Raw genomic sequence first — 25,256 nt, 5'->3', positions numbered from 1 at the left:
CGCCTTCCGGACAGGAGGGGGGTGGAGAAAAAACCCTGACGGGCAGGACAGGGCGATGGGGCCGGTGGGCCCGCGAATGAACTCTAAATCGCTGATCGATGATCGATCAAAGGGTTGAAGGGAAAAACTTCATGATATGAAGAAAGTGGCATCCAGTGCCGCGAAACGGGGCACGCGGTGACGGAATAAAAGGGCTCATTCCGGACTCGCATCCGCTCGGTCGAGCGGGGAGGACGCCATTCGTGCGTACGCCGACGCGTCGCGAACGCCGAACGCCGACAGGGGGACGCGCCCTTCCGGCCGGCCCGGCCGGTGCTCCCGTGCGTGCGGTGCGTGCGGTACGGGGACCCCGCGGTGGAATCCGGTCAGGCACGTGGCGCACAGCCCAGGACGTGTGCCTTCACCAGCACTCCGATCTGAGGGTCGTGCCGGAGGAACGCCTCGATGAGCGCCTCGTGCTCCTCCGCGTACGACTTCTGGACCGTGCCCAGCCAGCGGATCGACAGCGCCGTGAACACCTCGATGCCCAGACCCTCCCAGGTGTGCAGGAGCACGGCGTTCCCGGCGGCCCGGACCAGCTCCCGGTGGAAGGCCACGGTGTGCCGCACCTGCGCCTCACCGTCCGCCAGCCGGTCGGCCTCGTACAGCGCCGTCACATGCGGTGCCAGCCGCGAGCAGTCGTCGCCCAGCGCGGACGCGGCCAGCTCCGCCGCGATCTGTTCGAGACCGGCCCGCACCGGGTAGCTCTCCTCCAGATCGGCCGCCGTCAGATTCCGGACCCGGACCCCCTTGTTCGGGGCCGACTCGATCAGCCGCAGCGTCTCCAGCTCGCGCAGCGCCTCGCGCACGGGGGTCTGGCTGACCTCCAGCTCGGTCGCGATGCGCCGCTCCACGATCCGCTCGCCCGGCTTCCAGCGCCCGCTGACGATCCCGTCCACGATGTGCTCGCGGATCTGTTCGCGCAGCGAGTGGACGACGGGCGGGGTCATGGGGCGCTCCTTCGGGGAAACCGGTGCTTCCGGGACAGCCGGTGCTGCCCGGACGACCGGTGGTGCCTGGTGCCGCTCCCGGCAAGCTCTGCCCGGTCGCGCCTTCCGGTACGCACGCCCGCGGTACCGGCCGGAACTCCTGGTGGTTCCTCCCCCGAGGTCATGAGGACCAGGGGGACCCCCGTCGAGGACTTCCGGCCGCCTTGCGGTCGTACGCGCCCGACGGCGCCCCTTCCGGGCGAACGTTGCCGGTCACGGCAGTAGACAATACGGCGGTGCCCCCGCCCGGAAGTGATCCGGGCGGGGGCACCGCCGGTGAGGCTGGTTACAGCCGGTACCGCTCGGAGGTCACAGACCGAGCTCGACCTCGAACTCGCCGGCCTCCAGGATCGCCTTGACCGCAGTCAGGTAGCGGGCGGCGTCGGCGCCGTCCACCAGACGGTGGTCGTAGGAGAGCGAGAGGTACGTCATGTCGCGCACCGCGATCGTCTCGCCGAGATCCGGGTGGTCGATGACCACCGGGCGGCGGACCGTGGCACCGATGCCCAGGATGGCGGCCTGGTTCGGGGGCACGATGACCGTGTCGAACAGCGCACCGCGCGAACCGGTGTTGCTGATCGTGAAGGTGGCGCCGGACATGTCGTCCGGGGTCAGGCCGCCGCCGCGGGCCTTGCCGGCCAGCTCGGCGGTCTTCTTCGAGATGCCGGCGATGTTCAGGTCGCCCGCACTCTTGATGACCGGGGTCATCAGACCCTTCTCGGCGTCCACGGCGATGCCGATGTTCTCCGAGTCGAAGTACGTGATGGTGCCCTCGTCCTCGTTGATCCGGGCGTTGACGACCGGGTGGGCCTTCAGCGCCTGGGCCGCCGCCTTCACGAAGAACGGCATCGGGGACAGCTTGACGCCCTCACGGGCGGCGAAGGACTCCTTCGCCAGACCGCGCAGCTTCATCAGCCTGGTGATGTCGACCTCGATCACCGAGGTCAGCTGGGCCTGCGAGTGCAGGGCCTTCATCATGTTGTCGCCGATGACCTTGCGCATGCGGGTCATCTTGACCGTCTGACCGCGCAGCGGGGACGCCTCCGGCTTCGGCGCCTTGGCGGCGGCCGGGGCGGCCGCGGCCGGGGCCGGAGCGGCAGCCGCCTTGGCGGCCTCCGCACTGGCGATGACGTCCTGCTTGCGGATGCGGCCACCGACGCCGGTGCCCTTGAGCGAGCCCAGGTCGACACCGCTCTCGGCGGCGAGCTTGCGGACCAGCGGCGTGACGTACGCGCCGTCGTCACCGGACGTCGCGGCCGGGGCCTTGGCGGCCGGGGCCGGGGCGGGCACCGGAGCCGACGGAACCGGGTCCGGGGCCGGGGTGGTCTGCTGCTGCGGCGCCGGGGCGGACGGGGCCTGCGGGGCGGGCTGGGCCGGAGCCTCGGGCTGGGCCGGGGCGGCCGGCTCGGCGGGTGCCGGTGCGGCCGGGGCCTGGGCCTGCGGTGCCGGGGCGGGTGCCTCGGCGGCGGGCGCCGGTGCGGCCGGAGCGGGGGCGGCGGCCGGAGCGGCACCGGGGGCACCGATGACGGCGAGCTTGGCGCCGACCTCGGCGGTCTCGTCCTCGGCGACCACGATCTCCAGCAGCACACCGGAGACCGGGGCCGGGATCTCGGTGTCGACCTTGTCCGTCGACACCTCCAGCAGCGGCTCGTCCTCCGTGACCTCCTCGCCGACCTCCTTCAGCCAGCGGGTGACGGTGCCCTCGGTGACGCTCTCGCCGAGCGCCGGGAGGGTGACGTCGGTGCCCTCGGCGGAGCTGCCGCCGGCAGCCGCCTCGGCGGTCGGGGCCGGGGCCGGGGCCTCGGTCTCGGTGGACGGCGCGGTCGGGGCCTCGGTCTCGGGAGCGGCCTCGGCCGCGGGTGCGGTCTCGGCGGCGGGCGCGGGGGCCTCGGCGGCGGGCGCCGCCTCGGCCTCGGGCGCCGCCTCGGCCTCGGGCGCGCCGGAACCGTCGTCGATGACGGCCAGCTCGGCGCCGACCTCGACGGTCTCGTCCTCGGCGACCTTGATGGAGGTCAGCACACCGGACGCGGGGGCCGGGATCTCGGTGTCGACCTTGTCGGTCGAGACCTCGAGCAACGGCTCGTCGGCCTCGACGCGCTCGCCCTCGGCCTTCAGCCAGCGGGTGACGGTGCCCTCGGTGACGCTCTCGCCGAGCGCCGGAAGGGTTACGGAAACCGACATGGTTTCAGTTGCTCCTAACGATGGTGCCTCCCCTGTGCCCGGGCGGAGCCGGATGCCAGGGGAGGTGCGGAAGTGGTCGTCGCGCCCTGAGGGTCAGTCGTGGGAGTGGAGAGGCTTGCCGGCCAGTGCCAGGTGGGCCTCGCCGAGCGCTTCGCTCTGCGTCGGGTGGGCGTGGATGAGCTGCGCGACCTCGGCCGGCAGCGCCTCCCAGTTGTAGATCAGCTGGGCTTCGCCGACCTGCTCGCCCATACGGTCACCGACCATGTGGACGCCGACCACGGCCCCGTCCTTGACCTGGACGAGCTTCACCTCGCCCGAGGTCTTCAGGATCTTGCTGCGGCCGTTGCCCGCCAGGTTGTACTTCAGCGCGACGACCTTGTCCGCACCGTAGATCTCCTTGGCCTTGGCCTCGGTGAGACCGACGGAGGCGACCTCGGGGTGGCAGTACGTCACCCGGGGGACACCGTCGTAGTCGATCGGCACGGTCTTCAGTCCGGCCAGCCGCTCCGCGACGAGGATGCCCTCGGCGAAGCCGACGTGCGCGAGCTGAAGGGTCGGGACCAGGTCGCCGACGGCCGAGATGGTCTCGACGTTCGTCCGCATGTACTCGTCCACCAGGACGTAGCCGCGGTCGGTGGCGACGCCCTGCTCCTCGTACCCCAGTCCCTGCGAGACCGGGCCGCGGCCGATCGCGACCAGCAGCACCTCCGCCTCGAAGGTCTTGCCGTCGGCGAGGGTGACCCGCACGCCGTTGTCGGTGTACTCGGCCTTGTCGAAGAACGTGCCGAGGTTGAACTTGATGCCGCGCTTGCGGAACGCGCGCTCAAGAAGCTTGGAGCTGTTCTCGTCCTCGACCGGGACGAGGTGCTTGAGGCCCTCGACGATCGTGACGTCCGTGCCGAAGGACTTCCACGCCGAGGCGAACTCGACGCCGATGACGCCGCCGCCCAGGATGATCGCGGACTGCGGGACACGGTCCAGCGTCAGCGCGTGGTCCGAGGAGATGACACGGTTGCCGTCGATCTCCAGGCCCGGCAGGGACTTCGGCACGGAGCCGGTCGCCAGGAGGACGTGACGGCCCTGGACGCGCTGTCCGTCCACGTCGACGGACGTCGGGGAGGAGAGCCGCCCCTCGCCCTCGATGTAGGTCACCTTGCGGGAGGCGACCAGCCCCTGGAGGCCCTTGTACAGGCCGGAGATGACGTCGTCCTTGTACTTGTGGACGGCGGTGATGTCGATGCCCTCGAAGGTGGCCTTGACACCGAACTGCTCGGCCTCGCGTGCCTGGTCGGCGATCTCACCGGCGTGCAGCAGGGCCTTCGTCGGGATGCAGCCGTTGTGCAGGCAGGTGCCGCCGAGCTTGTTCTTCTCGATCAGTGCGACGTCCAGGCCCAGCTGCGCTCCGCGCAGGGCCGCGGCATAACCGCCGCTACCACCGCCGAGGATCACTAGGTCGAAAACGGTGCTGGCGTCGTTCGCCACGTCACGTCCTCCATGCATGTGCGCCGTACGCCGGGCCCCGTCGCTGGGGGATGACCGGCCGGTCGGCTGGTGTTCGGCCGCTTGTCGTTCGGCCCTGTGGTGGGGGCCCTGTCCTGCCGAGAACCCATCTTCGCACTTGTTGACGGGGGGCGGGACGCGGGGCCGTGGTCCGGGACCGATGATCGTCCGTCCCGGGCCGTTACTGCTGCGTACTGACGTACGGATTTCGTCCAGAGCGAAACCCGGACCGCACCAGCCGTTGAGCGAAGGTGAGGAGAAAAAGGGACCCGTGGATGACAACGCGTACGGCCCCGGACCTATGCCCGGGGCCGTACGCGCGGAAGCCGGATCAGCCGAGGTCGCCCGACGCGGTGCGCTCGGCGAGCCGCACCAGCGTACGGACCGCGGAACCGGTGCCGCCCTTGGGCGTGTAACCGTACGGGGCGCCCTCGTGGAAGGCCGGACCCGCGATGTCCAGGTGCGCCCAGGCGATGCCCTCGCCCACGAACTCCTGGAGGAACAGCCCGGCCACCAGGCCGCCGCCCATCCGCTCGCCCATGTTGGCGATGTCGGCGGTCGGGGACTCCATGCCCTTGCGGAGGTCGGCCGGGAGCGGCATCGGCCAGGAGGCCTCACCGACCTCGCCGGCGATCTCGTGGATGGCGGTACGGAACGCGTCGTCGTTCGCCATGATGCCGAACGTGCGGTTGCCGAGCGCCAGCACCATCGCACCGGTCAGGGTCGCCACGTCGACGATCGCGTCCGGCTTCTCCTCGGAGGCGCGGGTCAGCGCGTCCCCGAGCACGAGCCGGCCCTCGGCGTCCGTGTTCAGGACCTCGACGGTCTTGCCGCTGTACATGCGGAGCACGTCACCGGGGCGGGTGGCGTTGCCCGACGGCATGTTCTCGGCGAGCGCCAGCCAGCCGGTGACGTTCACCCGCAGGCCGAGCCGGGAGGCCGCGATGACGGCGGCGAACACGGCGGCGGCGCCACTCATGTCGCACTTCATCGTCTCGTTGTGACCGGCCGGCTTCAGCGAGATGCCGCCGGAGTCGTACGTGATGCCCTTGCCGACCAGGGCCAGGGTCTTCTCCGCCTTCGGGTGGGTGTAGGCGAGCTTCACCAGGCGCGGGCCGTGCGTCGAGCCCTGGCCGACGCCCAGCAGACCGCCGAAGCCGCCCTTGACGAGTGCCTTCTCGTCGAGCACCTGCACCTTGACGCCGTGCTCCTTGCCGGCGGCGGCGGCCACCGCGGCGAAGGACTCGGGGTAGAGGTCGTTCGGCGGGGTGTTGATCAGGTCGCGGGCGCGGTTGATCTCCTCGGAGACCGCGACGGCACGCTCGGCGGCGGCCTTGTACGCCTTGTCGCGCGGCTTGGCGCCGAGCAGGGCGACCTCTTCGAGCGGCAGCTTTGGGCCGCTCTGCGGCTTGCCCTTCGGGGCGACCTTGTTCTCGCCGCCCTGGTAGGCGGTGAAGGCGTACGCACCCAGCAGGGCGCCCTCGGCGACGGCCTCGGCGTCCTCGACGGACCCGGTCGGCAGCGCGAAGCCGGCCTTCTTGGCACCCGCCAGCGCGCGGGCCGCGGAACCGGCGGCGCGGCGCAGCGCCTCGCCGTCGTAGCCGTCGCCCTTCGCGGGGACCGGACCGAGGCCGACCACGACGACGACCGGGACCTTCAGCCCGGAGGGGGCGGGGAGCTTGGTCACCTCGCCCTCGGCACCGGAGGCGCCCAGCGCCTCCAGGACGGTGGCGAGCTTTCCGTCGAACGCCTTGTCCACGGCGCCGGCGCCCGGTGCGACGACCGGACCCTTGGCGCCCTTGCCGATGCCGACGACGAGGGCGTCGGCGCGCAGCGTCGCCGCACCGGCGGTGCTGAGAGTGAGAGCAGTCACGGTGGTGAAATCTCGCTTCCGTTGAGTTCTGTGTCGGTCGAGGGGTGGGCCGACCGTGCCCGGTGTGTCGTGGACGCCGCCACGACGCGCCTGGCACCGAGCCTACGCGCGCCGCCGCCGCCGGTTCACGGCGGCGGGCCGCCCATGGCGGTCCCGCGCCCCGCGCCGCCCGTGCCCGCGCTCGGCTCCTGTCGTACGTCCCCTCGCCGAGCCGCCCCACCCGCGCGCGGACTCCGCGCCGCCGCTGTCAGGAACCGCCGAGGGTGAGCACCACCAGCGCGGTCACCGCCGCCGCCTCGGCCAGGGCGCCGAACACATCCCCCGTCACCCCGCCCAGCCGCCGGACGCAGTGCCGCAGCAGCGACTGGGCGACCCCGAGCGCGCACACGACGGCGAGGGCGTGGCGCATCGCCCCGTACGCGCCGAAGAACGCCCCCGCGCCCGCGCAGACCCCGACGACCAGGACCGCCACCGCCACCGCCGCGCTGACCGGTACCGTGCCCGCCACCACCGCGCCCAGACCGCCCGGACGGGCGGGCGGCACACCCCGCCGGGCGGCGAGGGTGAGCGCGACCCGGGCACTGACCCCGGCGACGGCCGCCGCCACCGCCCCCTGCGTCCAGCTCCGCCCGTACAGCTCGGACAGCGCGGCGACCTGCGCCAGCAGCGTGAACAGCAGGGTGATGACCCCGAACGGCCCGATGTCCGACTGCTTCATGATCCGCAGGGCCTCCACCGCGGGCCTGGAGCTGCCGAGACCGTCGGCGGTGTCGGCGAGGCCGTCGAGGTGCAGCCCCCGGGTGAGGGCCGCGGGTACGGCGACGGAGGCCACCGCGGCGAGCAGCGGGCCCGAACCGGCCAGCAGGAGGAGACCGCCGAGCGCCGCCGAGAGCAGCCCGACGAGCAGTCCGGCGAGGGGGGCCGCCAGCATGCCGGCGCGGGCGGTCTCCCGGTCCCAGCGGGTGACGCGGACCGGGAGCACGGTGAGGGTGCCGAGGGCGAAACGTATGCCGTGGCTGTTCAAGGAGGTCACCGCGCGCACGCTAGCCGGTGTGTGCGGCCGGTAGGTCGGGCCAAAGGCGGCGAAAGCACCCAAGGAGCCTTTATCGGGAGCGGGTGGCGTGGGTCACCGGTTCCGCCGGGACATCACCGAGCCGGGGAAGCTGCCCCTGCTCCTCGCGTTGACGGCGTTCGTGCTGACCTTCGCCTTCATCCGGTTCATCACCTGGATGATCCGGGCGGGGAAGGGGCCGCTGCGCGACGTGACTCCCGGCGGTGCGCACGTCCACCACGCGGTGCCCGGGATGGTGCTGACCGTCGGCGGCGGCTTCGGGGCGGTCGCCGGCGAGCGGCACGGGGTGACCGCGGCGGTCTGCGCGGCGCCGGCGCCGGTGCGCAAGCCCTGACGGCGGCCGTTGGGTCCGGGCCCGTCGCTCGCCCCAGGGGTACGACGCGCCTCCCCGCGCCCGGCCTGCCCACGCCCGTTCTCCCCGCGCCCGGCCTCCTCGCGCCCGTTCTCCCCGTCGCCGTCGGCCCTCCCGTCGCGCCCCGTCGTCCGGCCGTGGGTGCGGACGACCCGCGAACCGCTTCCCCTCCCCGGCCGCCCGCTCCGGCGGTGGTCCAGCCGGCCCGCGCACGCGCACAGCACGAGCACCGCGGCGATCGCCGCCAGGTGTTCCTTGCCCGCCAGGTTGTCCTTGCAGGCCACCTCCACCACCATCGCCACGATCACCGTCGCCCCGGTGAACCAGGCCCGGTAGGCGTGGCACATGTACACCGCGAGTCCGACGACCGCCGCCGACGGGCCGGTGTCCACGACCTTCGCGTCGCTCGCGGGCAGCCCGAACACCCCGGCCGGGCCGACCGCGATGCCGATCCGCGCGTACAGCGTCCCGGCCAGCGTCGCCACGTACGCGATGGTCAGTGTCCGCCACCTGCCCAGACAGATCTCGGCGGCCCCGAACACCAGCAGCAACTGGAGCAGCGCGCCCCACACCGGGAGGTCCAGCGCGGGGACGAAGAGCGAGAGCGGGGTACGCAGCAACGCGAGCCACAGCGGGTCGTCGGCCCGGACCGCGCCGATGTCCCGTACCGGCCGGAGCCCCCAGGACTGGTTCTGCACGACCTGGAACAGCGCCGTCAGCAGGACCGCGCCGACCGTCAGCGGAATCGCCCGGAATTTCCGGCGCGCCACCCCGCTCCGTACCGCCGACAGCAGCGGGCCCCACTCGCGCCGGGCCGCGGTGCGCAGCGCGCACCGGACGCCGGCCGTGTTCATCTGCCGGTCCCGAGGTGTGAGCGGTGCATCCACTTGGGCAGTCCGGGCGCCTCCAGGAAGCCCTCGGCCCGGCCCGCCGCGACCCCGATGCGCAGCAGGTCGGAGCTCTTCTCGAAGAGCAGGAAGCGGGGTTCCCAGATCGGCCGGTACTTCGCGTTGGCCCGGTACAGCGACTCGATCTGCCACCAGCGGGAGAAGAAGCTGAGCAGTGAACGCCACAGCCTCAGCACCGGACCCGCGCCGAGTCGCGAGCCGCGTTCGAAGACCGACCGGAACATCGCGAAGTTCAGTGAGACCTGGGTGACCCCGATCTCCCCGGCGTGCTGGAGGAGTTCGATGACCATGAACTCCATCAGCCCGTTCTCGGACCCGCGGTCACGCCGCATCAGGTCCAGCGAGAGGCCGTGCGGGCCCCACGGCACGAAGCTGAGCACGGCCCGCAGTTCGCCCCGCGCGTCGCCGTCCCGCTCCCCGGACCCGCCGTCCTCCGCGGTACCGGGGGAGGAGTCCCGGCACTCGACCATCACGCACCGGCCGTCCGCCGGGTCGCCCAGCCGTCCCAGCGCCATCGAGAAACCGCGCTCGGTGGCTCCGTCGCGCCAGTCGTCCGCGCGCCGCACCAGCTCGGCCATCTCGTCGGCGGGGATGTCCGCGTGCCGCCGTACGGTGACGTCGTACCCCGCCCGCCCGACCCGGTTGTACGCCTGCCGCACCGTCCGCATCGCCCGGCCGTCGAGCGTGAACTCCGCGGTCTCCACGATCGCCTCGTCGCCCAGCTCCAGCGCGTCGAGGCCGTGGCGCGCGTAGACCGTGCCGCCCTCCTCGCCGGCCCCTATCACCGCGGGAATCCAGCCGTGTTCGCGGGCCTCGGCCAGCCACGGTTCGATCGCGCCCGGCCATGCCTCCGGATCGCCGATCGGATCACCGGAGGCGAGGGAAACCCCGCCGACCACCCGGTAGGTGACGGCGGCCTTCCCCGTCGGCGACCAGACCACGCTCTTCTCGCGGCGCAGCGCGAAGTAGCCGAGCGAGTCGCGCTCGCCGTGCTTGTCGAGGAGGACGCGGAGCCGTTCCTCGTCCTCCTCGGTGAGCGGGTCGACGGCCCGGCGGGACCGGAACGCCGCGTACACCACGGCGATCAGCAGCAGGGTGGAGAGGATGTTGATGGTGACGTCCACCCAGCCGGGGGTGGAGATGTCCCGGAACCGGGAGTCCTCGGTGGCGAGCGAGATCAGCCGCATCAGGCCGTAGCGCCAGCGGTCCAGGAAGGACGAGCGGTAGCCGTCGTGCGCGGTGTTGGTCAGGTTGACCAGCAGGGCGGCCAGCAGGGAGGTGACGAGCAGTCCGCCGACCGCGACCAGGGCGGCCAGCCGGACGTTGGACCGGTCACCCTTCGCGTAGAACTCGCGCCGCCCGAGCACCAGCGCCAGCACGAACGCGGCCGTCAGCACCAGCGAGACCCAGTTCACCGGGTACCGCCGGAACTCCGGGAAGAACATCACGAAGACGAACAGCAGCAGCAGAAGCCCGGCGAGCACCAGGTTCAGAATCCAGGCGGCCCGCTTGCGGCGGCGCATGGTGATCGCCAGGAAGAGCGCGACCACACCCGAGGAGAACCCGGCGGAGAGCAGGTACGGCGTGAAGTAGTTCTCGGTGTTGTGCCGCCGCAGGTCCTGCCCGAGGGTGACCCAGACGGCGCTCAGGAAATTGATGAACGAAACGACGCGCAGATACCAGATCGCGAATGCCGCGCCCCGCTGCGACCGGACGGCGTGCCGTCCGGTTTCCTCTCCGGCCAATCCGACCTCTCCCATAAAACGTGATCATATGGGGCATCACGGTTCTCGGAGCGGGTGGGCGGTCGGGGAGAGGCGGACCGTGGCCCGCGTCCCGGCCGCCCGCGGCCGGGTGAGGCTCCGTCAGACGGCCTCCGTGCTCCCGCTCCCGACGCCGTCCCCGCCTCTGCTGTACTCGTCACTTCCCGTGCCCGCCGACTCCTCGGCCGACACGGGTTCTTCCGGCTTCTCAGGTGTTCGCTCGGGCAGCTCCGCGGCCAGTGCGGCGGCGGCCTGTACGAGCGGGAGGGCGAGCAGTGCTCCGCTTCCCTCTCCCACAGTGACGCCGTGGTCGAGCAACGGGTTGAGCGCCATCCGGTCCAGTGCCTTCGCCTGCGCCGGCTCACCGCTCAGCTGGCCCGCCAGCCACCAGTCCGGCGCCCGGAACGCCGCCCGCTGCGCGACCAGCGCGCAGGCCGACGCGACCACCCCGTCCAGGATCACCGGCATCCGGCGCACCGCGCTCTGCAACAGGAAGCCGGTCATCGCCGCCAGGTCCGCGCCGCCGACCGCCGCCAGCAGCTCCAGCTGATCACCGAGTACGGGCCGGGCCCGGCGCAGCGCGTCCCTGATCGCCGCGCACTTGCGCATCCACGCGAGGTCGTCGATGCCCGCGCCGCCGCGCCCGGTGACCACCGAGGCGTCCGTGCCGCACAGCGCCGCGACGAGGGTGGCGGCTGCCGTGGTCCCGCCGACGCTCAGATCGCCGAGCACCACGAGATCGGTGCCCGAGTCGGCCTCCTCGTCGGCGATGGCCACCCCGAGCCGTACCGCCCGCTCGGCCTCCTCCGCCGTGAGCGCGTCCTCGATGTCGATCCGACCGCTGCCGCGCCGCACCCGGTGCCGCACGACGTGCTCCGGCAACAGCTCCGGATCGCAGTCGAGACCCGCGTCGACGACCCGCAGGGGAACGCCGAACCGGCGGGCCAGCACCGCGACCGGGCTCGCGCCGTCCAGCGCCGCACGCACGAGCTCGTGCGTGCTCCCGGCCGCCCGTCCGGACACCCCGAGCCCGGCCACCCCGTGATCACCCGCGAAGAGGACCACGCGCGGCTGCTCGATCGGCTTGACGGCGACGGTCTGCTGCGCGGCCGAGAGCCATTCGCCCAACTCGTCCAGGCGTCCGAGCGCGCCCGGGGGCACGATCTGGCGCGCCCGGCGTTCCTCGGCGTCGCGCCGCACGCCACCGTCGGGGCGTTCGATCAGGTCGGAGAAGTCGTCCAGATTCACGGGGGTCTGCCTCGCGGGGTCGGTACGTGGTGGGCCGGGGCCCGGCGCCGGGCCCCGTGCGGAACAGTACCCGCCGTGTTTCCGGACGAACGGACCGCGCGGAAGCCGTCCGGTCGCTCCACGCGGGGTGCTCGGAGGGCGGGGCGCGGCGCTCCGGGGACGGGGTGCCTCCCGGACGGCGGGCGCGTCCCCGGCGGGGGAGCGCGACCGGGCGGCCGGGACGTGGCCGGCCCCGCCGCGGCTGAGCACTTGGGCGCGGCGGGGCCGGGGCCACGGCCGAGCGCCCGGACACCGCCCCGCGGGAGGAGACCCCGAGGGGGTGGGGCGATCCCGTACGGCCGGTACGCGCGCCTCAGCCCCGCAGGGTCAGCGCCTGACCGGCCACCACCAGCAGCACCTGTTCGCACTCCGCGGCGAACGCGGCGTTCAGCCGGCCCAGCTCGTCACGGAACCGCCGCCCGGACACCGTCGAGGGCACCACCCCGGACCCCACCTCGTTGGTCACGGCGACCACGACGCGCCGTGTCCCGCGGACCGCGCCGATCAGCTCGGCGGTCCGCGCCCGCAGCGCCGCCTCGCCGCCGTCCGCCCACCTCGCGTCGTCCCAGGCCACCACCCGGTCCATCGCGTCGGTCAGCCACAGCGACAGGCAGTCGATCAGCAGCGGCGGCCCCTCCACCGCCAGCAGCCCGGCCAGCTCGCAGGTCTCCTCGGTGCGCCACGCGCCGGGTCTGCGCTCCCGGTGCAGCCCCACCCGGGCCGCCCAGTCCGCGTCGTCCCGGGTGCCGCCCGTCGCCACGTACACGACGTCCGGGAACGTCTCCAGCCGCCGCTCCGCCTCCAACGACTTCCCGGACCGCGCACCGCCCGTCACCAGGGTGCGCCGGGGAACGTCCGGTACGGCGGGGAAGTCGCCGACCACGAGGGTCGTCCCGTCGGGAACGGCCCGCGCGCCCGCCGCGGCGAGGCGACGGTCCAGCTCGGCCCCGGGCGGCGCGTCATGGCCCAGGTGGACGGCGATCAGCTCGGTGACCGGCCCGACCGCCCCGACGGCCCGCAGCCGCGCCACCGCGTCCGGCCGGCCGATCACATCGCCGACGACCATGTCGTACGGCTCCGCCGCGGGTTCCCGCAGCCCGGCGGGCGCTGCCCCGGGCGGCAGGTACAGCAGCCGGACGCCCTCGGGCGACGACACCTCGTACCCCGTGCCCGGCGCGTCCATCGGGACCGCCCGCACCCGGTGTCCGCTGATCAGCGTCAGCACCCGGCCGTCCGGGACCCGCCCGGCGGGGGGCAGCCCGGCGGGCAGTTCGACGGCGGGCCCGTCGTGCGGGTGGGTCAGCAGCACCTGCCGCACCCCGCTGAGCGAGTGGCCCGCCCGGGCGGCGGCGAACACGGCGCCGGGCGTCAGGTCGAGCAGCAGCGCGTCGTCGATCAGCAACGCGGTCGCGGCCCGCGCCCGCCCTCCTCGGGCGGTCGAACAGGCGGCGCAGGGGCATTCGGGCCGCGGCAGCCCGTCGGGGGCTCCGGTGCCGAGCAGAGTCAGTTCCACGCCCCGATCCTCCCGTGTCCCCGCGTCCGGTGCGCGCCCGGCTACGCTTCGGACAGCAACGTGACCCAGGAGGCGGACATGGCGTGGACGTGGCGGTTCGAGAAGGCCGACGGTACGGAGACGGAACCGGCCCTTCAGCCGGAGGAATTCACGACGCAGGGCGACGCGGAGTCCTGGATCGGTGAGTTCTGGAAGGAACTCCTCGAAGGCGGGGCGACCCAGGTGACGCTCTTCGAGGACACGACGAAGATCTACGGCCCGATGAGTCTTCAGCCGGACGACGCCGCTTCGGCCTGACGACACGCACGACCCCGCGCGGGGCCGGAGCCGGGGAAACCGGGCCCCGGCCCCGCCCGCGTCTCCGGGACCGGGAGCACCCCCGCCCGCGTCTCCGGGGCGGGCGAGCGCTCCGGGATGGGCGGGGTGGGGCGAGTGGCGCGCACCGGGCGGGCGCTCAGCGGATGCCCGTCGCGCGGGCGCTCCGCGGATACCGGGAGCACCCCGGCCCGCCCCCGCCCGGCTCCCTCCCGCGCGTCAGATCTCGCCCAGCGTCACTTCGGCCGTCCTCTTCGCGTCGCCGCGCAGATAGGTCACCGTCACCCGCTGCCCCGGTTTGTCGGAGGCCAGGGCCTCCGCCAGGGACGTGATGGTCGTGACGACGGTGTCGCCGGCCTTCGTGATGATGTCGCCCGACCGGATGCCCGCCTTCTCGGCCGCGCCGCCCTTCGCGGCGGTGACCACCGCGACGCCCACCGGCTTGTAGCGGTCGTCGACGACCGTACGGCCGGTGATGTTCAGCCCCGCCCGGCCCGAGACCGTGACCTTGCCGTTCTTGATGATCTGGTCGGCGACCGTCCGTACCATCGAGGCCGGGATCGCGAAACCGATCCCCTGCGCCGCGCCCTCGCCCAGCTGCGGGTCCGCCGCCGCCAGCGTGGGGATGCCGATGACCTCGCTCTTCAGGTTCACCAGCGCGCCACCGCTGTTGCCCGGGTTGATCGCCGCCGACGTCTGCACCATGTTGGCGATGGTCGCCCCGGTCCCGCCGTCCGACCGGCTCTCGCTCACCGTCCGGCCGAGCGCCGAGACGATGCCCTGGGTGACGCTGCTGGACAGGCCGAGCGGCGAGCCCATCGCCATCACGATCTGCCCCACGTCGACCTCCGACGACGAGCCGAACTTCGCGGCCTTCAGCCCGTCCGGGACGTCGTCCAGCTTGATGACGGCCAGGTCCTGAGCCGGGTACGCCGCGACCAGCGAGGCGTCGAGCACCTTGCCGCCGGTGGCGACACTGACCTTGAACTTCTTCTCGTCCCCGATCACGTGGGCGTTGGTGACGATGTGGCCCTTGTCGTCGTAGACGACGCCCGAACCCAGGCTGTCGGACGCGTCGATCTGCACGACCGACGGCAGCACGTCCTTGATGACGGCCTGGTACTCGCTCTGCAGATCCGTGGTGGCGGCCCGGGGCGCCGGGGCCTGCTGCCGGGACGCGGGGCCCCGTTCCGGGGCGGCGCCCGGCACCGCGGCGCCGGTGTCCGACGCGTTCGTGTCCGTGCCCGCGCAACCGCCCACCAGGGCGATCACGCAGAGGCCCGCGACCAGGGGCGGCAGCAGTCGGCGGGCGGGGCCGCGCGAGAGGTATGCGTCCATGTCCGGAGTGTCACCTCCGGCCGCGTCGGCGGCCCGTCGGACACGTCCGGTCGGGCGTACGGTCCCGCGACCCCGTCGCGGTACGTACGCGCCGTCCCTCCGGGGGACCGTACGCGCTACCCCCGGACGCCGCAGAGATGCAGCAGCGCCGCCACCCCGCGATACGGATCGGTGCGCCCCGCCCGGTCCTCGACCGTCAGTATCCGCTCCAGTTCGGCCGCTTCGGGCAGCTCCACGTCGTTGCTCACGTTGTCCGTGAAGACCCGCACGCCGTACCAGGCGTGCAGCGGCGCCGCGATCCCGGCGAGCGTGGCCGTGAGCGTGCCGAGCCGGTCGGCCCGCACCGGAAGGCCGAGCCGGTTGGTGTACGAGTCCGTGTCGAACGCGGCCAGCGCCGCGCCCCAGTCCCCGGCGTTCCCGGACCGCATCGCCAGCGCGTCGGCGTTCCGTACGAGCAGGGAGAGCAGTCCGCCCGGTGCCAGCATCCGGGCCAGGCCCGCCAGCATCGGATCGGGCTCGGGGACGTACATCAGCACGCCGTGACAGAGCACCACGTCGAAGCTGCCCGGCAGGAAGTGCACGCCGGTGTCCCGGCCGTCGCCCTCGATCAGCCGGACCCGTTCCCGGATGCCCTCGGGCTCACCCGCCAGTGATTCACGGGCGACCCGCAGCATGGCCGCGTCGGACTCCAGACCGGTCACCGTGTGCCCGGCGCGGGCCAGACGGAGCGCCTGGGTGCCCTGCCCCATGCCGACGTCGAGGATGCGCAGCCGCTGCCCGACGGGGAACCGGGCGGCTATCTGCTCGTCCAGCTGCCGCCCCACGAGCTCCTGCCGCACCACGTTGCGCCGCCCGCCGAGCCCCCGCAGCCACGCCGACGACGCCCCGGCGAACCCGGACGGCCGGTCCGTCCTGGTCTGCTGGGGACGACCGGGTGCGGGCGGCCGGGAAGCGGCCGGCGACCCGGCCTGCTCCGACTGCTGGGACCCGGCGGACCGCCGCGGAGACGGGCCGGACGGAACGGGCTGCTCAGCCCGCCCCGACCGCTGCGTCCGCCCCGACTGTTCCGGAACCCGGGAGGGTCCGGCGGACGCCTCGGGCCCGGCCGGCCGGGACGACGGCTCGGCCGCGCTCGGCGGCTCCGTCATGTCCGTCGGCGGACCGACGGCCGGGTCGGTACCGGAGAAATCCGTACTCAGGGTCGTTCTCCACGCTTGACCTGCGGCTTCGGCAGACGAAGCCGACGCATCTGGAGCGTGCGCATCAGCCCGTAGAGCACCGCGCCACGCCTCGGCGTGCCCGGGAACCGCTCCCCGAGCTGCTTGCGGAGCCGGAACGCCAGGCCGATCGAGTCGATGACGATCAGCACGATCACACCGAGCCAGAGCAGCAGGGTGATGTTCTGGATGTTCCGGACCTGGACCACGCTGAGGATCAGGATGATCACCGCGAGCGGCAGGAAATACTCCGCGATGCAGAAGCGCGAGTCCACGAAGTCCCGGACGAAGCGCCGCACCGGGCCCTTGTCGCGGGCCGGCAGATAGCGTTCGTCACCGCTCGCCAGCGCCTCGCGCTGCTTGGCCAGATCACTCCGGCGCGCTTCGCGCTGGCGCTTCATGGCCTCCTTGCGGTCGGTCGGCGCACTCGACGCACGACGCCGCTGCGTCTGGGCCTCGTTGCGCCTGGGGGTGGGGCGACCCTTGGGAGCCTGGGGGTCGCGGGGCTGCTTGGAGAGGTCCGCCGTCACCTTGCCGGTGGGGGCCTTCTCTTCCTTGGAACGGCTACGGAACACAAGGCCCAAGGGTACGGGGTCGATCGCCCGGCGCCCGGACCGGGCGGGAACGATCCGGCAACGGCTCGCGTCCCCACATGTGCGGCGCGGCACCCGGAGCGGGGGCACACCGGACATCGCCACCGGTTCTCCCGGCCTCCTCCTACTCCCTGGGCCGGAGCGGACGGGGGGCGTACTCGTCCTTGGGGAGGACCCCATCCGCACCTGAACAGTGCGGTAATAGACGCAGGGCCCGTACTGTGGGTTCTGTTGCAGTGCTGGAGCTCAGTCGGTCAGAAGGGGGCGCGCGAAGCCCATGAGCGGTGTCATGAAGCGTATGGGGATGATCTTCCGCGCGAAGGCGAACAAGGCCCTTGACCGGGCCGAAGACCCGCGCGAGACCCTCGATTACTCGTACCAGAAGCAGCTGGAGCTGCTTCAGAAGGTGCGCCGCGGCGTCGCCGACGTGGCGACCTCGCGCAAGCGTCTGGAACTGCAGCTCAACCAGCTGCAGGGACAGTCGTCCAAGCTGGAGGACCAGGGCCGCAAGGCGCTGGCGCTCGGCCGGGAGGACCTCGCCCGCGAGGCACTGTCCCGCCGGGCCGCGCTCCAGCAGCAGGTCACCGACCTGGAGACGCAGCACCAGACGCTCCAGGGTGAGGAGGAAAAACTCACTCTGGCGGCGCAGCGGCTTCAGGCCAAGGTCGATGCCTTCCGTACGAAGAAGGAGACCATCAAGGCCACCTACACCGCCGCCCAGGCGCAGACCCGGATCGGCGAGGCATTCTCCGGCATCTCCGAGGAGATGGGCGACGTCGGCCTGGCGATCCAGCGGGCCGAGGACAAGACCCAGCAGCTCCAGGCGCGGGCCGGGGCCATCGACGAACTGCTCGCCTCCGGCGCCCTGGACGACCCGTCCGGGACGGCGAAGGACGACATCGCCGCCGAGCTGGACCGGATCTCCGGTGGTACGGATGTAGAGCTGGAGCTGCAGCGCATGAAGGCCGAACTGGCCGGCGGCTCCACCCCGCAGCAGGCCATCGAGGGCGGCCCGCAGGACGCGTCGCAGGCGCAGCCGCAGCAGTCCCCGAACAAGTTCGACAAGCAGTAAGGGCGGCGTCATGATCGTACGGATCATGGGGGAGGGCCAGGTAGCACTGGCCGACAGTCACCTCGCCGAGCTGAACAGCCTCGACGACGATCTGCTCGCCGAGATGGAGAGCGGCGACGGCCCCGGCTTCCGGGCCGTCCTGAACGCGCTCCTGGACAAGGTGCGCGAACTGGGCACGGCCCTGCCGGACGACTCCCTGGAACCGTCCGAGCTGATCCTGCCGTCACCCGACGCGACCCTCGAAGAGGTACGCGCCATGCTCCGTGACGACGGGCTGATCCCCGGCTGACGTCACCCCGCCCCAGGACCGGCGCCCGTCGTGCCCCGGAACCGGTCCGCCGGTCCCGGGGCACGGGTGGCGGGTAGCGGGGCAACGCTCTCGGGACAGGTCCGCGCGACCGCCCGGACAGGTCCGCCCGTCCCGCCCCTCCGGGAGCCGGTGTCCGGATTCGGTCCGATCCGTGCGGGACACGCCGGTAACGTAGCTTGACGTGACCACCCTCGGAACCGGGTACGCGGGCATGCGCCGCTGGCTCTGTCACCATCCGCTCGCCCTCGACGGCGCGCTCGCCCTGGCCGTACTCGTCTCCATGGCCGTCGGATCGTGCGCCGACCCGAGCGGCCCCTCCGGACCCACCTTCGGCACCCGCGCCCCCGGCGCGGTCAGCATCACCCTGATGGTGCTCGCCGCCGGGGCGCTCGTACTGCGCCGTCGGAGGCCGATGGCGGTGCTCGCCGCGACCGGCGGCCTCTCCGCCGTCGAGTTCGTGGTGACGGAACCCCCCGCCCCCGTCGTCATGAGCGCGGTCGTCGCGCTCTACACGGTCGCCGCCCGCACCGACCGCCCGACCACCTGGCGGGTCGGACTGCTCACCATGACCGGGCTCACCGCGGCCGCGATGTTCTTCGGTTCCCCTCCCTGGTACAGCCAGGAGAACCTCGGCGTCTTCGCCTGGACCGGGATGGCGGGGGCGGGCGGGGACGCCCTGCGCAGCCGGCGCGCCTTCGTCGACGCGATAAGGGAGCGCGCGGAACGGGCCGAACGCACCCGCGAGGAGGAGGCCCGCCGCAGGGTGGCCGAGGAGCGGCTGCGCATCGCCCGCGATCTGCACGACGTCGTCGCCCACCACATCGCCCTGGTCAACGTCCAGGCCGGAGTCGCGGCCCACCTCATGGACAAGCGCCCCGACCAGGCGAAGGAGGCGCTGGCACACGTCCGGGAGGCCAGCCGCTCCGCCCTCAACGAACTCCGGGCCACCGTCGGACTGCTCCGCCAGTCCGGCGATCCGGAGGCCCCGACCGAACCGGCCCCGGGGCTCGCCCTCCTCGACGAACTGGTGGAGACGTTCCGCCGGGCCGGGCTCCCCGTCGAGGTCGCCCGCACCGACCGGCACGCCCCGCTGCCCGGCGCCGTCGACCTGGCCGCGTACCGGGTGATCCAGGAGGCCCTGACCAATGTCCGCAAACACGCGGGCCCCGACGCGAAGGCCGAGGTGAGCGTCGTACGGGTGGGGGTGACCACCGAGATCACCGTGCTCGACAACGGCGGCGGACGGCCCGAACGCGACGGTGCGGGCGGCGACGGCACGGGCCGGGGCGGCGGCCACGGACTGGTCGGGATGCGCGAACGGGTCACCGCGCTCAGCGGCACCCTCACCGCCGGACCCCGTTACGGAGGCGGGTTCCGGGTGCATGCGATCCTGCCGGTCAAGGCCCGTGGGGGTGAGCCGGACAGTCCGGACATGGCGGGCCGGGCGGGGGAGAGCGTATGACATCACCCATCAAGGTGCTGCTCGTCGACGACCAGGCACTGCTGCGCAGCGCGTTCCGGGTGCTGGTCGACTCCGAACCCGACATGCGGGTGGTCGGGGAGGCGGCCGACGGCGCCGAGGCCGTGGAACTCGTCCGCGCCACCCGCGCCGATGTCGTCCTGATGGACATCCGGATGCCCGGCACCGACGGTCTGGCCGCCACCCGCATGATCAGCGCGGACCCCGACCTCTCGGACGTCCGGGTCGTCATGCTCACCACCTTCGAGGTCGACGAGTACGTGGTGCAGTCGCTGCGGGCCGGCGCCTCCGGCTTCCTCGGCAAGGGCGCCGAGCCGGACGAACTCCTCAACGCCATCCGGGTCGCCGCGGGCGGCGAGGCGCTGCTCTCCCCGGCCGCGACCAAGGGGCTGATCGCCACCTTCCTGGCCCAGGGCGGGAGTTCGGACCCGGGGAGCGCGGACGGGACCCCCCACTCCGAGCGACTCGCCGCCCTCACCGGCCGCGAACGCGAGGTGCTGGTGCAGGTCGCGGGCGGTCACTCGAACGACGAGATCGCCGAACAGCTCGTCGTCAGTCCGCTCACCGTGAAGACCCATGTGAACAGGGCGATGGCGAAACTGGGGGCCCGGGACCGGGCCCAATTGGTGGTAATCGCGTACGAATCGGGTCTGGTGCGTCCCAGGGGGGACTGACAGGTGGAGAAGCGGCGTACTCCACCTGCGGTACACGGCGCCTGAGATAGGGACCTGGGGGCGACGAACCACGGGTGGTGGATGGCGGATCGTATAGGGGGGCGCGGTGTGTCGTTCAGCCGCCGTGTCCCACCTGCCGCGTACGCCACAGAAGAGAGACCCACCCATGTCCTGGCTGTCCAGATTCAGCCTCGCGCAACGGGCCCTGATCGGTCTGATCTCGATTGTCGCGCTCGTCTTCGGAGCGATCGCGATCCCGCAGCTCAAGCAGCAGTTGCTGCCCACCATCGAACTCCCGATGGTGTCGGTGCTGGCCCCCTACGAGGGCGCGTCTCCGGATGTGGTCGAGAAGCAGGTCGTCGAACCGCTGGAGAACGCCATCAAGGCCGTCGACGGCGTCGAGGGCATAACGTCCACCGCCAGCGAGGGCAACGCCGTCGTCATGGCGAGCTTCGACTTCGGCTCCGACGGCACCAAGCAACTGGTCGCCGACATCCAGCAGGCCGTGAACCGGGCCCGCAACCAGCTCCCCCAAGGGGTCGACCCGCAGGTCGTCGCCGGTTCGACGGACGACATCCCGACCGTCGTCCTCGCGGTGACCTCGGGCAAGGACCAGCAGGCGCTCGCCGACCAGCTGGACCGTACGGTCGTCCCCGCGCTGGAGGACATCGAGGGCGTCGGCCAGGTCTCCGTGGACGGTGTCCAGGACCTCCAGATCTCCGTCACCCCCGACGACAAGAAGCTCGCCGCGGCCGGGCTGAACGCCCCGTCGCTCGCCCAGGCCCTCCAGGCGGGCGGCGCCACGCTCCCCGCCGGTTCCTTCTCCGAGGACGGCAAGAGCCGCACGGTGCAGGTCGGCGGCGGCTTCGGCTCGCTCAAGCAGATCGAGGACCTGCGGATCACCGCACCCGGCGGGAAGTCCGGTACACCGGTCCGTGTCGGTGACGTGGCCACGGTGAAGCAGGAGCCCGCCACCCGGGTCTCCATCACCCGGACGAACGGCCGGCCGAGCCTGGCCGTCATGGCCACGATGGACAAGGACGGCAGCGCCGTCGCCATCTCCGACGCCGTCCGGAAGAAGCTCCCGGACCTGCGCAAGGACCTCGGTTCCGGTGCCGAGCTGACCGTCGTGTCCGACCAGGGTCCCGCCGTCTCCAAGGCCATCTCGGGTCTGACCACCGAGGGCGCGCTCGGACTGCTCTTCGCGGTCATCGTGATCCTGGTCTTCCTGGCGTCCCTGCGCTCCACCCTGGTCACCGCGGTCTCGATCCCGCTCTCCGTGGTCCTCGCGCTGATCGTGCTGTGGACCCGCGACCTGTCGCTGAACATGCTCACGCTCGGCGCGCTGACCATCGCCATCGGACGTGTCGTCGACGACTCGATCGTCGTCCTGGAGAACATCAAGCGGCACCTCGGTTACGGCGAGGAGCGCCACGAGGCGATCAACACCGCGGTCAAGGAGGTGGCCGGAGCGGTCACCTCGTCGACGCTCACCACGGTCGCGGTCTTCCTGCCGATCGGTCTGGTCGGCGGCATGGTCGGCCAGCTGTTCGGCTCGTTCTCGCTCACCGTCACCGCCGCGCTGCTCGCCTCGCTGCTGGTGTCGCTGACGGTCGTCCCGGTCCTCTCGTTCTGGTTCCTGCGCGCCCCCAAGGGCACCGCCGAGAACCCGGTGGAGGCCCGCCGCGCGGCCGAGGAGAAGGAGGCGAGCAGCAAGCTCCAGCGCCTCTACCTCCCGGTGCTGCGGTTCGCCACCCGGCGTCGCCTCACCAGCATCGCCATCGCCGCGGTGGTGCTGATCGGCACCTTCGGCATGGCCCCGCTGCTGAAGACCAACTTCTTCGACCAGGGCGAGCAGGAAGTCCTCTCCATCAAGCAGGAGCTGACCCCCGGCACCAGCCTGGCCGCCGCCGACGCGGCGGCGCAGAAGGTCGAGAAGGTCCTCAGCGACGACAAGAACGTCAAGGACTACCAGGTCACCGTCGGCTCGTCCGGCTTCATGGCGGCCTTCGGCGGCGGTACGGGAGCCAACCAGGCGTCCTACCAGATCACCCTGAAGGACTCGGGCGACTTCGAGGCCACCCAGGACCGCCTCAAGGAGCAGCTGAGCGAGCTCGACGGCGTCGGGGACACCACCCTGTCCGCCGGCGACGGCTTCGGCAGCCAGGACCTCAGCGTGGTCGTCAAGGCCGCCGACGCGGACACCCTGAAGAAGGCGTCCGAGCAGGTACGGACCGAGGTCGCCAAGATCAAGGACGTCACCGACGTCCAGAGCGACCTGTCGCAGAGCGTGCCGCGGATCTCGGTCAGGGCCAACGCCAAGGCGGCGGACGCCGGTTTCGACGAGACCACCCTCGGCGCGGCCGTCGCGGCCGCCGTGCAGGGCATCCCGTCCGGCAAGGCGATCATGGACGACACCGAGCGTGACGTCCTCGTCAGGTCGGCCCACCCGGCCGCCACGATGGCCGAACTGAAGGCCCTTCCGCTCGGTCCGGTCGAGCTCGGCGAGATCGCCGACGTGAAGCTGGTCCCCGGGCCCGTCTCGATGACCCGGATCGACGGCCAGCGGGCCGCGACCATCACCGGCAGGCCCGTCGGTGACAACACCGGCGCGGTCAGCGCCACGCTCCAGACGAAGATCGACGGCCTCAAGCTGCCGGACGGCGCGACCGCGAGCATCGGCGGGGTCTCCCAGGACCAGGACGACGCCTTCGCGAAGCTGGGCCTGGCCATGCTGGCGGCCGTCGCGATCGTCTTCATGCTGCTGGTGGCGACGTTCCGCTCGCTCATCCAGCCGCTGATCCTGCTGGTCTCCATCCCGTTCGCGGCGACCGGCGCGATCGGTCTGCTCATCGTCACCGGCACCCCGATGGGTGTCCCGGCGATGATCGGCATGCTGATGCTGATCGGCATCGTGGTCACCAACGCGATCGTGCTGATCGACCTGATCAACCAGTACCGGGCCCAGGGCATGAGCGTCGTCGACGCGGTCGTCGAGGGGGGCCGTCACCGGCTCCGCCCGATCCTGATGACCGCCCTGGCGACGATCTTCGCCCTGCTGCCGATGGCGCTCGGCGTCACCGGCGAGGGCGGCTTCATCTCGCAGCCGCTGGCGGTCGTGGTGATCGGCGGTCTGATCACTTCGACGCTGCTGACACTGCTGCTGGTGCCGACGCTGTACGCGATGGTCGAACTCCGCAAGGAGCGCCGCGCCCGGAAGAAGGCGGCCAAGCGCGCCGGGCGGTCGGACGCCCCGGCGGCGGACTCCCCGGAGTCGGCCTCGGACTCAAGCTCCGCGGACTCCTCGGACTCCGAGGAGCACGAGCCCGCGAAGGCCTGACACATGGGAAGGGCCCCGGCACCGATTCATCGGTGCCGGGGCCCTTCCCATGCCGGCGGGACGACCGGCGCGCGGTCGTCCCCCGTGAGGTCCGCGGAGGCCCCGGCCGTGGGGCGCCGCCGCCCGTCACGGCAGCGCGAGCATCCGCTCCAGCGCCAGCTTCGCGTACTTCTCCGTCTCCGGATCGACCTCGATCCGGTTGACCGTGTTCCCCTCGGCCAGCGACTCCAGCGTCCAGACCAGGTGGGGCAGATCGATGCGGTTCATCGTCGAGCAGAAGCAGACCGTCCTGTCGAGGAAGACGATCTCCTTGTCCTCCGAGGCGAAACGATTCGCCAGCCGTCGCACCAGGTTGAGCTCGGTGCCGATCGCCCACTTCGAGCCGGCCGGGGCCGCCTCCAGCGCCTTGATGATGTACTCCGTCGAACCGACCTGGTCCGCCGCGGAGACGACCTCGTACGTGCACTCCGGGTGCACCAGCACGTTGACGCCCGGGACGCGCTCACGCACGTCGTTGACGGACTCCACCGAGAACCGTCCGTGCACCGAGCAGTGCCCGCGCCACAGGATCATCTGCGCGGCCCGCAGCTCCTCGGCGGTGAGGCCGCCGTTCGGCTTGTGCGGGTTGTAGAGGACGCAGTCCTCCAGGGACATCCCCATGTCCCGCACCGCGGTGTTGCGGCCCAGGTGCTGGTCGGGCAGGAAGAGCACCTTGGCCGTCGAGGGCTCACGCTGCTCGAAGGCCCACTCCAGGGCGCGCTTCGCGTTGGACGAGGTGCAGATCGTGCCGCCGTGCCGGCCGGTGAAGGCCTTGATGTCGGCGGACGAGTTCATGTACGAGACGGGCACGACCTGCTCGGCCACACCTGCCTCGGTCAGCACGTCCCAGCACTCGGCGACCTGCTCGGCGGTGGCCATGTCCGCCATCGAGCAGCCCGCCGCCAGGTCCGGGAGCACGACCTTCTGGTCGTCGGAGGTCAGGATGTCGGCGGACTCCGCCATGAAGTGCACACCGCAGAAGACGATGTACTCGGCCTCCGGCCGCGCGGCGGCGTCCCGGGCGAGCTTGAAGGAGTCGCCGGTGACGTCGGCGAACTGGATGACCTCGTCGCGCTGGTAGTGGTGGCCGAGGACGAAGACCTTGTCCCCGAGCTTCTCCTTGGCCGCACGGGCGCGCTCCACCAGGTCCGGGTCGGACGGGGAGGGCAGGTCGCCGGGGCACTCCACGCCGCGCTCGCTCCTCGGATCGGCCTGCCGGCCGAGCAGCAGCAGGGCGAGGGGCGTCGGCTGGACGTCGAGTTCCTGACGGGGCTGGGCGGTGGTCACGACACGCACCCTTTCTTCTCATCGATCAGTGCGGCGAAGCCGCTCCGGGGAGCCGGAGCCCGCACCGGGAAGCCTTTTCGTCTAATTGACGTTATCTATCATAACCGCTTCACG

Annotated in this window: 18 protein-coding genes and 2 pseudogenes; 7 read left to right on the top strand and 13 right to left on the bottom strand. The window is 72.2% G+C overall.

Annotation, left to right across the window (positions count from 1 at the left end; genetic code table 11):
* Nucleotides 1–365 precede the first annotated feature (365 nt).
* The 5 genes from PZB75_RS06315 to PZB75_RS06295 form a co-directional block, all read right to left on the bottom strand.
* On the bottom strand, nucleotides 366–989 hold the full coding sequence (locus PZB75_RS06315; RefSeq protein ID WP_275534297.1) for a GntR family transcriptional regulator: 624 nt from the start codon (nucleotides 987–989) through the stop codon (nucleotides 366–368).
* A 348-nt stretch (nucleotides 990–1,337) separates the two neighbouring features.
* Nucleotides 1,338–3,209 (bottom strand): 2-oxoglutarate dehydrogenase, E2 component, dihydrolipoamide succinyltransferase, encoded by a 1,872-nt coding sequence (gene sucB / locus PZB75_RS06310; RefSeq protein WP_275534296.1) that lies wholly within the window; start codon nucleotides 3,207–3,209, stop codon nucleotides 1,338–1,340.
* Between the two features lie 93 nt (nucleotides 3,210–3,302).
* Entirely contained in the window at nucleotides 3,303–4,691 is a 1,389-nt protein-coding gene (gene lpdA, locus PZB75_RS06305) for a dihydrolipoyl dehydrogenase (protein ID WP_275534295.1), read from the bottom strand.
* A gap of 349 nt (nucleotides 4,692–5,040) precedes the next feature.
* On the bottom strand, nucleotides 5,041–6,582 hold the full coding sequence (locus PZB75_RS06300; RefSeq protein WP_275534294.1) for a leucyl aminopeptidase: 1,542 nt from the start codon (nucleotides 6,580–6,582) through the stop codon (nucleotides 5,041–5,043).
* A 247-nt stretch (nucleotides 6,583–6,829) separates the two neighbouring features.
* Nucleotides 6,830–7,615 (bottom strand): adenosylcobinamide-GDP ribazoletransferase, encoded by a 786-nt coding sequence (locus tag PZB75_RS06295; protein ID WP_275534293.1) that lies wholly within the window; start codon nucleotides 7,613–7,615, stop codon nucleotides 6,830–6,832.
* An 88-nt stretch (nucleotides 7,616–7,703) separates the two neighbouring features.
* Between PZB75_RS06295 and PZB75_RS06290 the strand changes: the two are divergent.
* Nucleotides 7,704–7,961, top strand: a pseudogene (locus PZB75_RS06290) (hypothetical protein); the annotation flags it as partial.
* 257 nt (nucleotides 7,962–8,218) lie between these two features.
* On the opposite strand, the pseudogene PZB75_RS06285 reads toward PZB75_RS06290, so the two are convergent.
* The 4 genes and pseudogenes from PZB75_RS06285 to PZB75_RS06270 all read right to left on the bottom strand — a co-directional run.
* A pseudogene (locus PZB75_RS06285) lies at nucleotides 8,219–8,860 on the bottom strand (hypothetical protein); the annotation flags it as partial.
* On the bottom strand, nucleotides 8,857–10,674 hold the full coding sequence (locus PZB75_RS06280) for a phosphatidylglycerol lysyltransferase domain-containing protein (protein WP_275534292.1): 1,818 nt from the start codon (nucleotides 10,672–10,674) through the stop codon (nucleotides 8,857–8,859). The gene PZB75_RS06280 and the pseudogene PZB75_RS06285, both read right to left, overlap by 4 nt.
* 105 nt (nucleotides 10,675–10,779) lie before the next feature.
* A complete protein-coding gene (gene cobT, locus PZB75_RS06275; protein ID WP_275534291.1) occupies nucleotides 10,780–11,925 on the bottom strand; it encodes a nicotinate-nucleotide--dimethylbenzimidazole phosphoribosyltransferase in 1,146 nt (381 codons plus the stop codon).
* A 352-nt stretch (nucleotides 11,926–12,277) separates the two neighbouring features.
* On the bottom strand, nucleotides 12,278–13,477 hold the full coding sequence (locus PZB75_RS06270) for a bifunctional adenosylcobinamide kinase/adenosylcobinamide-phosphate guanylyltransferase (protein WP_275534290.1): 1,200 nt from the start codon (nucleotides 13,475–13,477) through the stop codon (nucleotides 12,278–12,280).
* Nucleotides 13,478–13,555: 78 nt separating this feature from the next.
* On the opposite strand from PZB75_RS06270, the gene PZB75_RS06265 reads away from it, so the two are divergent.
* Nucleotides 13,556–13,774 carry a hypothetical protein gene (locus PZB75_RS06265; protein ID WP_275534289.1) on the top strand — a complete coding sequence of 73 codons (219 nt, stop codon included), beginning with the start codon at nucleotides 13,556–13,558 and terminating at the stop codon, nucleotides 13,772–13,774.
* A 237-nt stretch (nucleotides 13,775–14,011) separates the two neighbouring features.
* On the opposite strand, the gene PZB75_RS06260 is transcribed toward PZB75_RS06265, so the two are convergent.
* From PZB75_RS06260 to PZB75_RS06250, 3 genes are all read right to left on the bottom strand, one after another.
* Nucleotides 14,012–15,130 carry a trypsin-like peptidase domain-containing protein gene (locus PZB75_RS06260; RefSeq protein WP_275534288.1) on the bottom strand — a complete coding sequence of 373 codons (1,119 nt, stop codon included), beginning with the start codon at nucleotides 15,128–15,130 and terminating at the stop codon, nucleotides 14,012–14,014.
* Nucleotides 15,131–15,246: 116 nt separating this feature from the next.
* Complete coding sequence (locus tag PZB75_RS06255) at nucleotides 15,247–15,969, bottom strand: methyltransferase domain-containing protein (protein WP_275538612.1); 723 nt, start codon at nucleotides 15,967–15,969, stop codon at nucleotides 15,247–15,249.
* A gap of 356 nt (nucleotides 15,970–16,325) precedes the next feature.
* Complete coding sequence (locus tag PZB75_RS06250; protein WP_275534287.1) at nucleotides 16,326–16,922, bottom strand: DUF3043 domain-containing protein; 597 nt, start codon at nucleotides 16,920–16,922, stop codon at nucleotides 16,326–16,328.
* Nucleotides 16,923–17,229: 307 nt separating this feature from the next.
* On the opposite strand from PZB75_RS06250, the gene PZB75_RS06245 reads away from it, so the two are divergent.
* From PZB75_RS06245 to PZB75_RS06225, 5 genes are all read left to right on the top strand, one after another.
* Nucleotides 17,230–18,012, top strand: coding sequence for a PspA/IM30 family protein (locus PZB75_RS06245; protein ID WP_275534286.1), 783 nt, complete (start codon nucleotides 17,230–17,232; stop codon nucleotides 18,010–18,012).
* Between the two features lie 10 nt (nucleotides 18,013–18,022).
* Entirely contained in the window at nucleotides 18,023–18,301 is a 279-nt protein-coding gene (locus PZB75_RS06240) for a hypothetical protein (RefSeq protein WP_275534285.1), read from the top strand.
* 202 nt (nucleotides 18,302–18,503) lie between these two features.
* Nucleotides 18,504–19,784 carry a histidine kinase gene (locus PZB75_RS06235; RefSeq protein WP_275534284.1) on the top strand — a complete coding sequence of 427 codons (1,281 nt, stop codon included), beginning with the start codon at nucleotides 18,504–18,506 and terminating at the stop codon, nucleotides 19,782–19,784.
* Nucleotides 19,781–20,476, top strand: coding sequence for a response regulator transcription factor (locus tag PZB75_RS06230; RefSeq protein WP_275534283.1), 696 nt, complete (start codon nucleotides 19,781–19,783; stop codon nucleotides 20,474–20,476). The genes PZB75_RS06235 and PZB75_RS06230 overlap by 4 nt, the downstream gene beginning before the upstream one ends.
* Nucleotides 20,477–20,642: 166 nt before the next feature.
* Nucleotides 20,643–23,816: an efflux RND transporter permease subunit gene (locus tag PZB75_RS06225; RefSeq protein WP_275534282.1), complete on the top strand. Its 3,174-nt coding sequence runs from the start codon at nucleotides 20,643–20,645 to the stop codon at nucleotides 23,814–23,816.
* A gap of 126 nt (nucleotides 23,817–23,942) precedes the next feature.
* Here the strand turns inward: PZB75_RS06225 and nadA are convergent, their stop codons facing one another.
* On the bottom strand, nucleotides 23,943–25,151 hold the full coding sequence (gene nadA, locus PZB75_RS06220) for a quinolinate synthase NadA (RefSeq protein ID WP_275534281.1): 1,209 nt from the start codon (nucleotides 25,149–25,151) through the stop codon (nucleotides 23,943–23,945).
* Between the last annotated feature and the right edge of the window lie 105 nt (nucleotides 25,152–25,256).

Source organism: Streptomyces sp. AM 4-1-1, from assembly GCF_029167625.1.
Taxonomy (GTDB): Bacteria; Actinomycetota; Actinomycetes; order Streptomycetales; family Streptomycetaceae; genus Streptomyces.
This window is presented reverse-complemented; position numbering and strand designations above follow the sequence as displayed.

Excerpts from the sequence above, each read along its gene's own strand:
- PZB75_RS06315 (WP_275534297.1), bottom strand. The coding sequence starts at position 989 with ATGACCCCGCCCGTCGTCCACTCGCTGCGCGAACAGATCCGCGAGCAC.
- sucB (WP_275534296.1), bottom strand. The coding sequence starts at position 3,209 with ATGTCGGTTTCCGTAACCCTTCCGGCGCTCGGCGAGAGCGTCACCGAG.
- PZB75_RS06280 (WP_275534292.1), bottom strand. The coding sequence starts at position 10,674 with ATGGGAGAGGTCGGATTGGCCGGAGAGGAAACCGGACGGCACGCCGTC.
- PZB75_RS06265 (WP_275534289.1), top strand. The coding sequence starts at position 13,556 with ATGGCGTGGACGTGGCGGTTCGAGAAGGCCGACGGTACGGAGACGGAA.
- PZB75_RS06260 (WP_275534288.1), bottom strand. The coding sequence starts at position 15,130 with ATGGACGCATACCTCTCGCGCGGCCCCGCCCGCCGACTGCTGCCGCCC.
- PZB75_RS06245 (WP_275534286.1), top strand. The coding sequence starts at position 17,230 with ATGAAGCGTATGGGGATGATCTTCCGCGCGAAGGCGAACAAGGCCCTT.
- PZB75_RS06240 (WP_275534285.1), top strand. The coding sequence starts at position 18,023 with ATGATCGTACGGATCATGGGGGAGGGCCAGGTAGCACTGGCCGACAGT.
- PZB75_RS06230 (WP_275534283.1), top strand. The coding sequence starts at position 19,781 with ATGACATCACCCATCAAGGTGCTGCTCGTCGACGACCAGGCACTGCTG.
- PZB75_RS06225 (WP_275534282.1), top strand. The coding sequence starts at position 20,643 with ATGTCCTGGCTGTCCAGATTCAGCCTCGCGCAACGGGCCCTGATCGGT.